The sequence below is a fragment of the Streptomyces californicus genome (assembly GCF_000717645.1).
Lineage (GTDB): Bacteria > Actinomycetota > Actinomycetes > Streptomycetales > Streptomycetaceae > Streptomyces > Streptomyces californicus.
The window spans coordinates 293187-306124 of the sequence record NZ_JNZZ01000019.1 but is presented as its reverse complement, the minus strand read 5'-3'; the positions used below and the strand labels follow the sequence as shown (position 1 = coordinate 306124).

Here is a 12938-nt window from a genome sequence, read left to right as displayed (position 1 = left end):
GCGGGGCGGGCCCCGCGTGTCCGGTGATCGCACGGCAGTCGGTCGCGAGGGCCGCGCAGATGTGAAATTAACACGCGTTCCATCACGGGAGGACGGGGCGGGTCGGGGCTCAGCGCGCGGCGGCCACCGTCACCCGGGTCCGTTCGCGGAGTCTGCCGAGCAGTTCGGGGTCGGCTCCGTCGTCCACGACGAGGTGGTCCAGGTCGCCGACGGGGCCGACCCGGTGCAGGGCGGTCCGGGCGAGCTTGGTGTGGTCCATGAGCATCACCTTGGTCGCCGCCGACGTGAGCATCGCGCGTTTGACCAGCACCACGTCCTGTTCCTGGTGGTAGGCCGATCTGGCGTCGAGCGCGGAGGTCGAGACCGCGACGAGGTCGACGGAGAGCGCCTGGACCGCCTCGACGCAGGGCATGCCGAGGAAGGAGTCGTGGGTGCGTGAGTACTCGCCGCCGAGCGCGATCAGGCGTATGTCCTCGCATCCCGCGAAGACGTCGAGGACCCTGCGGGCGTTGGTGACCACGGTGAGCGGGGCGAGATCGACCAGCAGACGGGCCATGGCCAGGACCGTGGTGGAGTCGTCGAGCATCACCGACATGCCGGGCTCCACCAGCGCCGCGGCGGCGTGCGCGACGGCGTTCTTCTCGGCCGTGTGGACGCCGAGGCGGTAGTCGAGGCTGGACTCGAACACCGTGGAGGGGAGGGCGGAGGCGCCGCCCCGGAAACGGCGCAGCACCCCTTGGCGTGCGAGGTCGTCGAGGTCGCGGTGGACGGTCATCAGGCTGACGCCCGTCAGCCCGGCGAGTTCGGCGCCCGTGACCGTGCCCTGCTCCACGACGTGGTCGGCGATGAGCCGTCGCCGCTCTTCGGCGGATCTCTTGGTCATGGGGGTCAGTCTCCCGCAGGGGCGGGCCCGGACGAGGCGGCGGGGGGCGTCGTGGTGGTGGGCACGTTGAGCGAGCGGAGCGCCGTTCCCGTGTCGCGGATCTCGATCTCCGTCACGGCCCCGTTGTCCAGGCGCGGGAAGACGTGCCGGTAGCGGCCGAGGGGCAGTCCGAGCAGGTCGCACAGGGCGATGCGCAGCAGGGTGTTGTGCGCGACGACGAGCACCGTGCCGTCCCGGTGGCGGCGGGCGAGGTCGCGAAGGGCGGCGGTGGCGCGGGCCGCGGCGTCCGCGACGGGTTCCGAGCCGGGGAAGGCGCCGGAGTCCGCGTCCTCGCGGAACCTGCGTACGGCTTCGGGGTCCTCCGCGGCCATCTCCTCGACGGTCCGGCCCTCGCCCCATCCGAAGCCGACTTCCCGCAGCCCTTCTAGGACGTCGACATCCAGCCCCAGCGCGGCCGCCGCGGGGGCTGCCGTCAGCCGGGCGCGACTGAGCGGCGAGGCGGCGACCGCGACCGCGCCGCGGCGGGCCGCCCAGGCTCCGAGGTCGGCTGCCTGGTCGAGGCCCCGGGGCGTCAGGGCGACGTCGGTGACCCCGGCGTAGCGGTTCTCGGCGTGCCATGCGGTCTCGCCGTGCCGGACCAGCAGGAGACGGGCGGTCATGCGGTGGGCCTTCCGGGAACGGGGCTGGTGGAGCGGGGCGCGGTCCGTGTCTGTCGTACACGCCGAGTGCGCCGAGCGCATTGCCGGTTCACGCGGGCGCTGTTAAATTTACGCGGGCACTGTTGAATCTAACAGAGTTTTCACACCCGGGTTCCCGGCCCTCGCGGCTCGGATCAGGCGGTGCCCTGTTCGGCGCGCCGCCCTGCTCGCTCTTCTCGCGGAAGGGTTCCGACGTCATGCGCATTCTCGCCGCAGGCGACCACTTCGTCCGTCCGGAGCTGATCCGCGCGGCGGTGAGCCAGGAGCTGTCGGGCACGGGGGGCGAGCTTCCGGAGTTCGGTGAGCTGACCCTGCCCTGGCCCCATGAACCCTTCGGGCCGGTCGGCGGGGTCCGTGAGGCGAGCGGTACGGAGGACGGGCTGGTCGAGGCCCTGGAAGGGGCGGCCGTCTGTGTCACGCAGATGGCCCCGTTCACCGAGCGGGTGTTCGCCGCCTCGCCGGAGCTGCGGCTCGTGGCCGTGTCGCGGGGCGGGCCGGTCAACGTGGACCTGGCCGCCGCCACCCGCCACGGCGTGCGGGTCAGCTTCGCCCCCGGCCGCAACGCGCCCGCGGCGGCGGAGTTCGCCGTCGGGCTGATGCTGGCCGCCGCACGGCGGATCGGCACGGCGGACGCGGAGCTGAAGCGGGGCGTGTGGCGGGGGGATCTGTACGCGTACGAGGAGAGCGGGGGCGAGCTCGGCGGGTCCACGGTCGGGCTCGTCGGTTACGGTGCGATCGGCCGCATCGTGGCACGGGTGATGCGCGCCTTCGGGGCTCACGTCCTCGCGGCCGACCCGTACGCCGATCCCGCGGCGGTCCGGGCGGACGGGGTCGAACCGGTCGGGCTCGACGACCTCCTGAGCCGTAGTCGGGTAGTGAGCCTGCATGCCCGGCTGACCGAGGAGACCCGTCACCTGCTGGATGCCCGCCGCCTCGCCCTGCTGCCCCGCGGCGCGGTCCTGGTGAACTCCGCGCGCGGCGGGCTCCTCGACCACGCGCCGTTGCCGCAGATGCTGCGCGACGGCCGTCTCGGCGCGCTGGCCCTCGATGTGTACGACGTCGAGCCGCTGCCCGACGACTGGCCGCTGCACGGCGTGCCGAACGTGATCACCACCCCTCATCTCGCCGGGGCGACCCGGCAGACGGCCCACCGCGCGGCGGCCATCACCGCGGCCGAGGTCGGCCGGTTCCTGCGCGGGGAGGAGTTGTTCCACCTGGCGAACCCGGCCGTCCGAGGGGGTGTCTGACCGTTCCGCGCGGGCGGGACGGTCGAGCACCCCCTCGAACGGCCGACCGGTCCTGCCGGCGGCAGTCGGCGGCCGGGAATCCCTCGGCTCATACGGGAGGCACAGGCGTGGGCACCATCATCGGTGTGGACATCGGGACGTCGGTCACCAAGGCCGTGGCGTTCGACGAAGAGGGTGGTGCGCGAGCCGCCGCCGTCCGCCGCTCGCACGTCGCGATGCTGTCGGGCGGGCGGGTCGAGCAGGACCTGGACGACGTCGTGGCCGGTGTCGGGGAGGTGGTGCGGGAGGTCGCCGGAGCGATCGGCGGGATGCCGGACGCGGTGGCGCTCACCGGGCAGGGGGACGGTCTGTGGCTGCGGGACGAGCGGGGCCGCCCGGTGCGGCCGGCGATCTCCTGGATGGACGCGCGGGCCGCGGAGCTGGTGACGCGGTGGCTGGCGGACGGCACGGTCGGGGCCGCGTACGCGCACACCGGTTCCGGCATGTTCCCGGGGTGTCACGGCCCGCTGCTGCACTGGCTCCAGGAGCACGAGCCCGAGGCGCTGGACCGGGCGGCCGTCGCCGGGTACTGCGTGGACGCCGTGGCCCAGCACCTCACCGGCCGGGTCTGTCTGGATGCCTCCGACGCGACGTTGCCGTTCCTGGACCCGCGTACCCGCCGCTACGCCCCCGAGGCGCTGGCGGCGTGCGGGGTGGAGGGCCGTGCCGAGTTGCTGCCGGCTCCCGCCGCTCCCGGGACGGTGCTCGGGCTGGACGGGCGGGGCGCCGGGCTGCTGGGGCTGCCGGAGGGGCTGCCCGTCGTGGCGGGGCCGTACGACCTGCCGGCCTGTGCGATCGGCAGCGGGGTGCGCGAGGTGGGCGACGGGGTCCTCATCCTCGGCACGACGCTCGCGAGCCAGGTGCTCACGGACCGGGTGGATCTGGACCCGGCGGCCGAGCCGGCCGGGATGTGGCTGTGCACGCCTGACCCCTGCCGGTGGCTGCGCGCCATGCCCGCCATGGTGGGGACGGCGGCGCTGGAGTGGGTGCTCGCCCTGGTCGGCGCGACCACCGCCGACGTGGACGCCCTGCTCACCGAGAGCCCGCCCGGCGCCCGGGGGGCGCGCGCTCTGCCCTTCCTCTCGGAGGCGGGCGAGCGGGCTCCCTTCGTCGAGCCGTCGGCCCGGGGCAGGCTCGACGGGCTCAGCCTGGCGACCGGGCGGGCGGACGCGGTGCGCGCCGTCTGCGAGGCCATCGGCTACGCGGCCCGGCACTGCCTGGACACGGCGGGGCTGAGCGGCACCCTCGCCCTGTGCGGCGGTGGCACGCGGTCGGTGATGTGGGCCCGGCTGATGGCGGACGTGCTCGGCCGGCCGGTCCGCATCCCGTCGGAGGAGCAGGTCGGGGCGCTCGGCGTGGTGACGGTCGCCAGGGCGTCGCTGGACCCGGGGTACCGGGCGACGCAGGGGCGCCACCGGGTGGTCGAACCGCGTGCGGACCTGCGGGCGCTGTACGAGGACGGATACGCGCGCTACCGGGCCGAGTTGACGACGGCTCGGGCCGGGTGGGGCGGCCGGGCGCGGTAGCCGGGGCTCCCTGGCCCGCGCCTCCTGTTACTTGTGACAGGACCATTGACACTCCTAACACGGTCGCTGTTAATTTGAGGCGGAGGAGGGCTCTCTCCGCCTGAAGACCGGGAGATTCCAGTGACCCCACGCTCTGTCAGATCACTTGCCGCGGCCCTGTCCACGATGGCGGTGATCGTCTCCGCCGCCGCCTGCACGACGAAGGCGCCGGGCGGATCGAGCGGCGGCGGATCGTCGCGGGACGCGAAGATCGCGTTCCTGATGCCCGATATCGCCTCCACCCGGTACGAGCTGTACGACGCGCCCCTCTTCAAGGCCAAGGTGCGGGACCTCTGCGGTGGTTGCGAGGTGCTGTACCAGAACGCGGGCGGCGACGCCGCGAAGCAACAGCAGCAGGCCGACTCCGCTCTGGCGCAGGGTGCCGACGTCATCGTGATCGACCCGGTGGACTCCGCCGCGGCGGCGAGCACGGTGCGTACGGCCCAAGGGCGTGGAGTGCCGGTCATCGCGTACGACCGGCCGATACCGGCGGTCAAGGCCGATTACTACGTCTCCTTCGACAACGAGAAGATCGGAGCCATGATCGGAGCCTCCCTGGTGGAGCACCTGAGGGCGACCAAGGCGAAGGGCGGCCTCCTTCAGGTCAACGGCTCACCGACCGACGCGGCGGCGGGGCTGATCAAGAAGGGCGTCCACAGCGCAGTCGACTCCAGCGGTTTCGCGCTGCTCGCGGAGTACGACACGCCCGCCTGGGAGCCGGGGAAGGCGCAGAGCTGGGTCAGCGGCCAGATCAGCAAGTTCCCGGGGAGGATCGCCGGGGTGGTCGCCGCCAACGACGGCACGGGCGGCGGTTCCGTCGCCGCCTTCAAGGCCGCGGGCGTCGAGGTGCCGCCGGTCACCGGGAACGACGCCGAACTCGCCGCCGCCCAGCGGATCATCAAGGGCGATCAGTACAACACCATCTCGAAGCCGATCAGGACCGTCGCGGAAGCCGCGGCCACCGCGGCCCACGCCTTCGCCCGGGGGGAGAAGCCCCGGGGCAGGACCACGCTCTTCGGCACCCCGTCCGAGCTCTTCACTCCGACCGTGGTCACCCGCGAGAACATCGGGGAGGTCCTGGTGGGCGACGGGAAGCCGCTCAAGACCTCCGAGGTGTGCACGGCGACGTACGCCGCCGCCTGCGCCGAGGCCGGCGTCGGTTAGGGAGCGTCAGGTCCACATCCGCCGAACGCCCCTCGGTGCGGGGGACGTTCGCGGACCGCATCCTCCCCAGCCCGCCCCGTGGAAGGCCGGTCATGTCCGCTGAGTCCTCACCCTCCCCGCCGGGGGCGCCCTCCGTCCGCGCAACGCCCCGTGAGCCGCTGCTCTCGCTGCGCGGGATCAGCAAGTCGTTCGGCGCCGTCGCCGCGCTCACCGATGTCGCTCTCGACGTCGCCGCCGGAGAGGTCGTCGCCCTCGTGGGCGACAACGGCGCGGGCAAGTCCACCCTCGTCAAGGTGCTCTCCGGAGTGCACCGGCCCGACGCCGGAACGGTTCGGTTCGACGGCAGGGCGGTCACGGTCCCCTCCCCCGGTGCCGCCCAGCGGCTCGGCATCGCGACGGTGTTCCAGGACCTCGCCCTGTGCGAGAACCTGAACGTGGTGGAGAACCTGTTCCTCGGCCGGGAGATGCGGAGGCTGCGGCTCGACGAGGTGGCCATGGAGGTCCGCTCGCGCGCCCTGCTCGGGGAGTTGTCGGCGAAGATCCCCTCGGTGCGCACCCCGGTGGCGGCGCTCTCCGGCGGCCAGCGGCAGACCGTGGCGATCGCGCGGAGCCTGCTGGGCGATCCCAAGGTGATCATCCTCGACGAGCCGACCGCCGCGCTGGGCGTGGCCCAGACCGCGGAGGTGCTCCGTCTGATCGAGCGGCTGAGGGAGCGGGGCCTCGGCATCCTCATGGTCAGCCACGACATGGCCGACGTGCGGGCGGTCGCGGACACCGTGGCCGTCCTGCGGCTCGGCCGCAACAACGGGGTCTTCGACGCCGTCGGGACGACGGCGGCGGACCTGGTGGCGGCCATCACGGGGGCCACGGACGACCTGGTCGTCCGCCGCCCCGGACGGAGCCGGGGCGGGAGCGCGGCCGGTACGGCGGAGGCGACGCGTGAGGGGGAGGCGTCATGACAAAACCGGCCGTTGCCGCGGACCAGGACGGAGCCGGGGGTGGGGCGCGCAAGGTGCCGGGGCGGGGTTCCGGGGCGGTGCGCGACCGCCGGCGGGCGGTGTCCGGACGGCTGCGCGGCGGCGAACTCGGCCTGCTGCCCGTCCTCGCCGGGCTCGTCGTGATCTGGGTCGTGATGCAGATCCTCAATCCGGTGTTCCTGTCGAGCGCCAATCTCACGAACCTCGCCCTGGAGAGCGTGCCCTCCGGCATCATCGCGCTGGGCGTCGTCTGCGTCCTGCTCGTCGGCCAGATCGACCTGTCGGTCGGCTCGGTCAGCGGGCTCGGGGCAGCCGTGCTGGCCGTCCTCTTCGTGGACCGGGGGCTGCCGGCCTGGGTCGCCGCTGGAGCCGCCCTGGCGCTGGCGGGGGTGATCGGCTGGCTCTACGCCCAGGTCCACCACCGGATCGGGGTGCCCAGTTTCGTCATCACCCTCGGCGGTCTGCTCGGCTTCCTCGGCGTGCAGTTGTGGCTGCTGGGGCCGAAGGGGTCGATCAACCTGCCCTTCGACTCGGGTCTCGTGACCTTCGCGCAGCTCCAGTTCCTTCCGCCGTGGGCGGCGTACACGCTGGTCGTCGTGGGAGCGGCGGCGCTGTACGCGACCGGCGCCGCGCGGGCCGGGGAGCGCCGTCGGGCCGGTCTGGACGCCGCCTCCCGCCAGTTCCTCGCCGGACGGAGCCTGGCGTTGCTGGCCGGTCTCGGCGCTGCGGTCTGGTATCTGAACCGGGACCGCGGGGTGGGCTGGATGTTCGTGTTCTTCCTCGCCCTGGTCCTGGCGCTGCACTACGTCCTGTCCCGCACGTCGTTCGGCAGGTCGATGTACGCGGTCGGCGGCGGCAGGGAGGCCGCCCGGCGCGCGGGGGTGAAGGTGAGGGCGGTCCTGACCACCGCGTTCGTGCTCTGTGCGACGCTCGCCTGTCTCGGCGGGATGCTGTCCGCCGCCCGCCTGGCGGCCGCCAATCAGAGCAGTGGGGGCGGCGACGTCAACCTCAACGCGATCGCCGCTGCGGTCATCGGAGGCACCAGTCTGTTCGGCGGGCGGGGCTCCGCGTTCGCGGCTCTGCTCGGTGTTCTCGTCATTCAGTCGATCTCCAGCGGCCTCACTCTGCTGAATCTCGACTCCGCGTACCGCTTCATGGTCACCGGCGGGGTATTGCTGCTGGCGGTGTCGCTGGACGCCGTGGCCCGGCGGTCGCGGGTCTCGCACGGCAGGGCCTGAGGCGCCAGGCACCGTCCACCGCAGGACCACCACGATCCCGGAGGCCTCATGCGAAGCCGCCCACACGCCCGCTTCCTCGCCCTGTTCCTGTCCGCCGTCGTCGCGTCGGGCCTCTTCGTCGCGGGCGGGGGCGGCGCCCATGCCCGTGCCCGTGTGCCGTCGCCGCCCGCCTCCGTGGACGGCGGGGCCTGGAAGTCCGGACACCTCCAGGGCACGGCGATCGACCGGAGCACGGGCCATATGTACTTCTCGTTCACCGATCTGCTGGTGAAGACCGATCTGGCGGGCCGGCCCGTCGGCTCGGTGACCGGGTTCACCGGGCACCTGGGCGATCTGGACGTCGACCCGCGTGACGGCCGGGTCTACGGCTCCCTGGAGTACAAGGCCGCCCAGGCGTTCTACATCGCGGTCTTCGACGGTTCGCGGATCACCCGGATGAACATGGACGCCCGGACCGCCGGGGTCGTCTCCACGGTTCATCTGAGGGAGGTCGTGCGGGACTACACCGCGGACATGGACGGTGACGGCGTCTTCGACGGCGACACCGCCGGCACCGCCGACCACCGCTACGGCTGCAGCGGGATCGACGGGATCGCCTTCGGCCCCGACCTCGAAGGGCGCGGGGGCAGCCGCCTCACCGTCGCCTACGGGGTCTACGCCAACACCGCCCGCACCGACAACGACCACCAGGTGCTGCTCCAGTACGACGTGCGCGACTGGGCGAGGTACGAGCGCCCGCTCGGCGAGGGCGCGTCGCACACCAGCGGCCCCCGCTCCCCGGACGGCAAGTTCTTCGTGTACACCGGCAACACCCGGTACGGGGTGCAGAACCTGGAGTACGACGGGTACAGCGGCAACTGGCTGATGGCGGTCTACCGGGGCGGGAAGGCGGCCTTCCCCAACTACTCCCTCTATGTGGTGGACGGGTCGAAGCCGGCCCGCCGGGGTGTGGTGCGCGGGCAGCCGCGCCCGGAGACCGGCCGGATCGTCTCCCTGCTTCCGCGCGGTCTGCACCACGGCCCGTCCGGTGTGTACGGGTACGAGTCGGGGGGCCAGTACGGCCTGGTCTCGCTGGACGACGGACGCTTCTACGTGGCCGAAGCCGGAACGGTCGACTCCGGTGGAACTACGTTGCAGACCGGGCGGGCCGTGCTGCGGCGGTGGACGGGGGCCACACCGGACCCCTTCGCCGAGGCGTCCACGGCGTCGGGGGCCGGCCGGTGAGCCGCGCCCGGTCCCCGCGAGGACGTCAGCCGGGTCCGGTCTCCGTACGCCACCGCTCGTACAGGGCTGACAGGTCCGCTTCCATCTCCGGCGCCCCGGTGTCCACCAGCCGGACCTGGGCCCCGGGGCCGGCGAGGTCCGTCCGGTAGGGGTGGGGCGGTCCGGGCGGGCGGACGCCGAGGGCGGTGACGGAGCCGACGACCCGGTTCGGTCCGAGGACGCCGGGCAGTTCGCGCAGACCGGGGTCGGTCAGGTCGAGGTCCTCGACGAGCAGTTCCCGGCCGTCGTGCACTGCCCGGGTCCTGGCTCGCACCGCGCCGCCGCGTTCACCGGAGCGCCCCAGGACGAGGGTGTCGCGCCAGAGCATGCGGGCGCCGGGCGCGAGCGTCACCTCGGTCGTGCGGTCGACCCGGGCCCCGTGCGCGATCACGAAGGGCTGCCCGTCCCAGTCCAGCCGGCCCCCCGCCGCGATGTGGACGACAGCCCGCCAGGCGGACGCTCCGCCCCGGTGGTCGTACGCCACCAGGCCGGAGGGTTCGACCAGTTCGAGGCGGGCGCCCGGCCCGACCGTGATGTGCAGCCGCAGGTCGTCGCCGGCCAGGAGGCCCGCCCGGGTGCCGACGAGCGCGATCCGCATGCGGTCCGGGCAGGGCAGCAGGGGCCGGGGGGCGAGAAACGCTCCGGGGGTCAGCTCGCGGGCGAGGTGACGGCCCGAGGCGTCCCGCTCCACGGCGACGACGGCGGGATGGTGGGGCTCGGCCGCCTGTCCGCCGGCCGCGGTGGGGCCGCTCACGTGTGGTCGTGGCCGTGGCTGTGGGGCGCCATGGGTCCGGGGTCGGCCGGGACATGGGTGCCGGAGCGGTGACGTACCAGCACCGACCTCACCCAGTCGGCCAGCCGGGCGATCGACTCCGGGTCGTGCTTGGACAGGGCGAGGACGGGCAGGCCGTCGCGGGCGTGTTCGGCGTCGGCGACCATCTCGGCCACGTCGACCTCCACATGGGGCGCCAGGTCGGTCTTGTTGATGACCAGGAGGTCCGCGCCGGTGATGCCCGGCCCGCCCTTGCGGGCGACGTCACCGCCGCCCGCGACGTCGATGCTGAAGAGCTGGGCGTCGGCGAGGGCGGGGCTGAAGGTGGCGGTGAGGTTGTCGCCGCCGCTCTCGATCAGGACCAGGTCCAGCGGCCCGTACGCCTCTTCGAGGTCTTCGACGGCGTCGAGGTTGGCGCTCACGTCGTCGCGGATCGCGGTGTGGGGGCAGGCTCCCGTCTCGACGGCGCGGATGCGCTCGGTGGGCAGGACGCCGGCGGAGCGGAGGAAGCGGGCGTCCTCGTCGGTGTAGATGTCGTTGGTGACGACGGCCATGGAGAGTTCGCCGGCCAGCTCCCGGCAGAGGGTGGCGAGGATGGAGCTCTTGCCGGTGCCGACGGGTCCGGCGACGCCGATGCGCAGGGCGCGCGGCTGGTTGAGCGGCTGGTGGTAGTGCTCGTTGGGGCCCTGGGCGGGCGCTGTCGGCTGCTGGGCGGCTGCGTTGTCAGGCAAGGAAGAGTCTCCGTTCGCGTCGGTCGTGTTCCAGTGCCCACCGTTCGATGAGCGGTGGGGTGCGGGCGGGCAGGTCGGTGGGGGTGCGTACAGCCAGGGCTTCGGCGACGACGGCGGCGGCCTCCGGCTCGACGGCGACGATCCACGCGACCGAGTCGAGGGGGTCGCCGGGCAGCAGCTTGAGCGCCGCGGAGGCGATGGTCTGCAGTTCGTCGTAGACGATGCCGTGGGCCAGGGCCTCCTCCCCCACGTCCAGTACGGCCGCGAGCGCCCCGAGGGCGATCGGTCGCAGGGGGCGCGGCCGGAGCCGTGCCAGGGCGGTGACGGCCGGGTGGTCGGGGGCGAGGCGTCGGGCGAGGCGGTGTACGCCCCGGCCCAGCGCGGCGGACGCGTCGCGCAGGGGCGCGGTCGGTGTGCGGGCGGCGAGGGCCTGTTGGACGGGTTCGTGGTCGACGGGGTCGTGGTGGGAGGCTCTGAGGGCGAGGACGGCGGCGGCCGTCTCGGTGACGACGGTGGTGTGCAGCCGGGCCTTCAGCAGCGCGGGGATCCGGGCGCGGGTGAGGCCGGCGGCGACGGCGGGTTCGAGGCCCGCGCTGTAGGTGTGGGCGCCGACCGGGAAACGGCCGTCAGTGAGGAGGAACGGGGCGAGGCGCGCCATCAGAACATGCTGTACCGCTGGGCGAGCGGCAGTTCGGACGCGGGGGCGGGTTCGACGAGTTCTCCGTCGATGCGGATGGCGAAGGTCTCGGGGTCCACGTCGATGGCCGGGAGCGCCGTGTTGTTCGGCAGGTCCGCCTTGGTGAGGTGGCGGGTGGGCCGTACGGCGACCAGTTCCCGCACCAGGCCGAGCCGTTCGGCCAGCCCGTGGTCGAGGGCGAGGGGGGAGACGAAGCTGACCGAGAGGTGCGGTGCCGCGGCGGCCGCGGCGGTGGCCCGGAGGAGGACAGGCTGGGTGGTGGGGATCGCCGCCGCCGCGTCGCCGAGCGGCGCGTACACGGCCATGCCTCCCTTGATGACGGTGGCGGGCCGGATGCCGAAGAACGCGGGGTCCCAGAGGACGAGGTCGGCGAGCTTTCCCGGTTCCACGGAGCCGACGACGTGGTCGATTCCGTGGGCGACGGCCGGGCAGATCGTGTACTTGGCGACGTAGCGGCGGGCCCTCTCGTTGTCGGCGGGCAGGGCGCTGCCGCGGTCTCCGAAGCGCTGTTTCATGACGTGGGCGACCTGCCAGGTGCGGCAGACGACCTCGCCGATGCGGCCCATCGCCTGGGCGTCGGAGGAGGTGATGGAGAGCGCGCCGATGTCGTGCAGCACGTCCTCGGCGGCGATGGTGGTGGCGCGGATCCGGGATTCGGCGAACGCGAGGTCCTCGGGGACGCGGGGGTTGAGGTGGTGGCACACCATGAGCATGTCGAGGTGTTCGGCGACGGTGTTGACGGTGTGCGGGAGCGTCGGGTTGGTTGACGCCGGGAGGATGTTGGGGTGGGAGGCGACGGTGATGATGTCGGGGGCGTGGCCGCCGCCCGCCCCCTCGGCGTGGAAGACGTGGATGCCGCGTCCGGCGATGGCGTCGAGGGTTCCTTCGACGTAGCCGACCTCGTTGAGGCTGTCCGCGTGCAGGGCCACTTGGAGTCCGTGGGCGTCGGCCGCCCGGAGCGCGGCGTCGATCGCGGCGGGGGTGGCGCCCCAGTCCTCGTGGACCTTGTAGCCGCCGGCGCCGTCGAGGGCGGCTTCGCGCAGGGCGTCCTCCCCGACGGTGGAGCCCTTGGCGAACAGCATGACGTTCAGCGGGACGCGGTCCAGGGACCGGTGCATCATGGCGAGGTTGAACGCGCCGGGTGTGACGGTGGTGGCCTTGGAGCCCTCGGTGGCGCCGGTGCCGCCGCCGATGACGGTGGTGGTGCCGGTGGCGAGCGCCTCGTGGAGGGTCTCGGGCATCAGAAAGTGGACGTGGGTGTCGACGGCTCCGGCGGTGAGGATGCGGCCTTCGCCGGAGATGACGTCGGTGCCGGGGCCGATCACCAGGTCGGGGTGGACGCCGTCGCTGATGTCGGGGTTGCCGGAGCGGCCCAGGGCGACGATCCGGCCGTCGCGGATGCCGACGTCGGTCTTGACGACGCCCCAGTGGTCCAGGACGACCGCGTTGGTGATGACGAGGTCGGGTGCGCCGTCGGCGCGGGACGCGGTGGACTGGGCCATCGACTCGCGGATGGACTTGCCGCCGCCGAAGACGGCCTCGTCGCCGCCGAAGCAGCGGTCCTCCTCGACCTCGATCCACAGATCGGTGTCGGCGAGGCGGACGCGGTCGCCGGTGGTGGGGCCGTAGAGCGCGGCGTAGGCGGCGCGGGTCAGCTGGGCCAT

Annotated in this window: 12 protein-coding genes; 6 read left to right on the top strand and 6 right to left on the bottom strand. The window is 73.4% G+C overall.

From position 1 onward, the window contains the following. Positions 1-109 precede the first annotated feature (109 nt). Together IF19_RS0125365 and IF19_RS0125360 are read right to left on the bottom strand one after the other, a co-directional pair. Positions 110-883 carry a DeoR/GlpR family DNA-binding transcription regulator gene (locus IF19_RS0125365; RefSeq protein WP_030116131.1) on the bottom strand — a complete coding sequence of 258 codons (774 nt, stop codon included), beginning with the start codon at positions 881-883 and terminating at the stop codon, positions 110-112. A gap of 5 nt (positions 884-888) precedes the next feature. After that, the gene (locus tag IF19_RS0125360) at positions 889-1542 is read right to left on the bottom strand and encodes a histidine phosphatase family protein (RefSeq protein WP_030116132.1); all 654 of its coding nucleotides are present in this window, start codon (positions 1540-1542) and stop codon (positions 889-891) included. A 236-nt stretch (positions 1543-1778) separates the two neighbouring features. Between IF19_RS0125360 and IF19_RS0125355 the strand changes: the two genes are divergently transcribed. From IF19_RS0125355 to IF19_RS0125330, 6 genes are all read left to right on the top strand, one after another. After that, positions 1779-2828 carry a 2-hydroxyacid dehydrogenase gene (locus IF19_RS0125355; protein WP_030120621.1) on the top strand — a complete coding sequence of 350 codons (1050 nt, stop codon included), beginning with the start codon at positions 1779-1781 and terminating at the stop codon, positions 2826-2828. Between the two features lie 107 nt (positions 2829-2935). Beyond that, complete coding sequence (locus IF19_RS0125350; protein WP_030276989.1) at positions 2936-4393, top strand: FGGY-family carbohydrate kinase; 1458 nt, start codon at positions 2936-2938, stop codon at positions 4391-4393. Positions 4394-4513: 120 nt separating this feature from the next. Beyond that, positions 4514-5596 carry a substrate-binding domain-containing protein gene (locus IF19_RS0125345; protein ID WP_030116137.1) on the top strand — a complete coding sequence of 361 codons (1083 nt, stop codon included), beginning with the start codon at positions 4514-4516 and terminating at the stop codon, positions 5594-5596. 92 nt (positions 5597-5688) lie between these two features. After that, the gene (locus IF19_RS0125340) at positions 5689-6555 is read left to right on the top strand and encodes an ATP-binding cassette domain-containing protein (protein WP_030116138.1); all 867 of its coding nucleotides are present in this window, start codon (positions 5689-5691) and stop codon (positions 6553-6555) included. Further along, on the top strand, positions 6552-7811 hold the full coding sequence (locus IF19_RS0125335) for a sugar ABC transporter permease (protein WP_234313230.1): 1260 nt from the start codon (positions 6552-6554) through the stop codon (positions 7809-7811). Before IF19_RS0125340 ends, IF19_RS0125335 begins: the two co-directional genes overlap by 4 nt. A gap of 48 nt (positions 7812-7859) precedes the next feature. After that, entirely contained in the window at positions 7860-9035 is a 1176-nt protein-coding gene (locus IF19_RS0125330) for a hypothetical protein (RefSeq protein WP_030276987.1), read from the top strand. 25 nt (positions 9036-9060) lie between these two features. Here the strand turns inward: IF19_RS0125330 and IF19_RS0125325 are convergent, their stop codons facing one another. The 4 genes from IF19_RS0125325 to IF19_RS0125310 are packed head-to-tail and all read right to left on the bottom strand — an operon-like array spanning position 9061 to position 12938. Further along, positions 9061-9765 (bottom strand): urease accessory protein UreD, encoded by a 705-nt coding sequence (locus IF19_RS0125325; RefSeq protein ID WP_372340721.1) that lies wholly within the window; start codon positions 9763-9765, stop codon positions 9061-9063. 59 nt (positions 9766-9824) lie between these two features. Next, positions 9825-10577, bottom strand: coding sequence for an urease accessory protein UreG (ureG, locus tag IF19_RS0125320; protein WP_030116144.1), 753 nt, complete (start codon positions 10575-10577; stop codon positions 9825-9827). After that, a complete protein-coding gene (locus IF19_RS0125315; RefSeq protein WP_030116145.1) occupies positions 10570-11235 on the bottom strand; it encodes an urease accessory protein UreF in 666 nt (221 codons plus the stop codon). The genes ureG and IF19_RS0125315 overlap by 8 nt, the downstream gene beginning before the upstream one ends. Beyond that, entirely contained in the window at positions 11235-12938 is a 1704-nt protein-coding gene (locus IF19_RS0125310) for an urease subunit alpha (protein ID WP_030116146.1), read from the bottom strand. Before IF19_RS0125310 ends, IF19_RS0125315 begins: the two co-directional genes overlap by 1 nt.

Bases quoted from the DNA above. Each gene is read 5' to 3' on its own strand.
- IF19_RS0125365 (WP_030116131.1), bottom strand. From the start codon at position 883: ATGACCAAGAGATCCGCCGAAGAGCGGCGACGGCTCATCGCCGACCAC.
- IF19_RS0125360 (WP_030116132.1), bottom strand. From the start codon at position 1,542: ATGACCGCCCGTCTCCTGCTGGTCCGGCACGGCGAGACCGCATGGCAC.
- IF19_RS0125355 (WP_030120621.1), top strand. From the start codon at position 1,779: ATGCGCATTCTCGCCGCAGGCGACCACTTCGTCCGTCCGGAGCTGATC.
- IF19_RS0125340 (WP_030116138.1), top strand. From the start codon at position 5,689: ATGTCCGCTGAGTCCTCACCCTCCCCGCCGGGGGCGCCCTCCGTCCGC.
- IF19_RS0125335 (WP_234313230.1), top strand. From the start codon at position 6,552: ATGACAAAACCGGCCGTTGCCGCGGACCAGGACGGAGCCGGGGGTGGG.
- IF19_RS0125330 (WP_030276987.1), top strand. From the start codon at position 7,860: ATGCGAAGCCGCCCACACGCCCGCTTCCTCGCCCTGTTCCTGTCCGCC.
- IF19_RS0125315 (WP_030116145.1), bottom strand. From the start codon at position 11,235: ATGGCGCGCCTCGCCCCGTTCCTCCTCACTGACGGCCGTTTCCCGGTC.
- IF19_RS0125310 (WP_030116146.1), bottom strand. From the start codon at position 12,938: ATGGCCCAGCTGACCCGCGCCGCCTACGCCGCGCTCTACGGCCCCACC.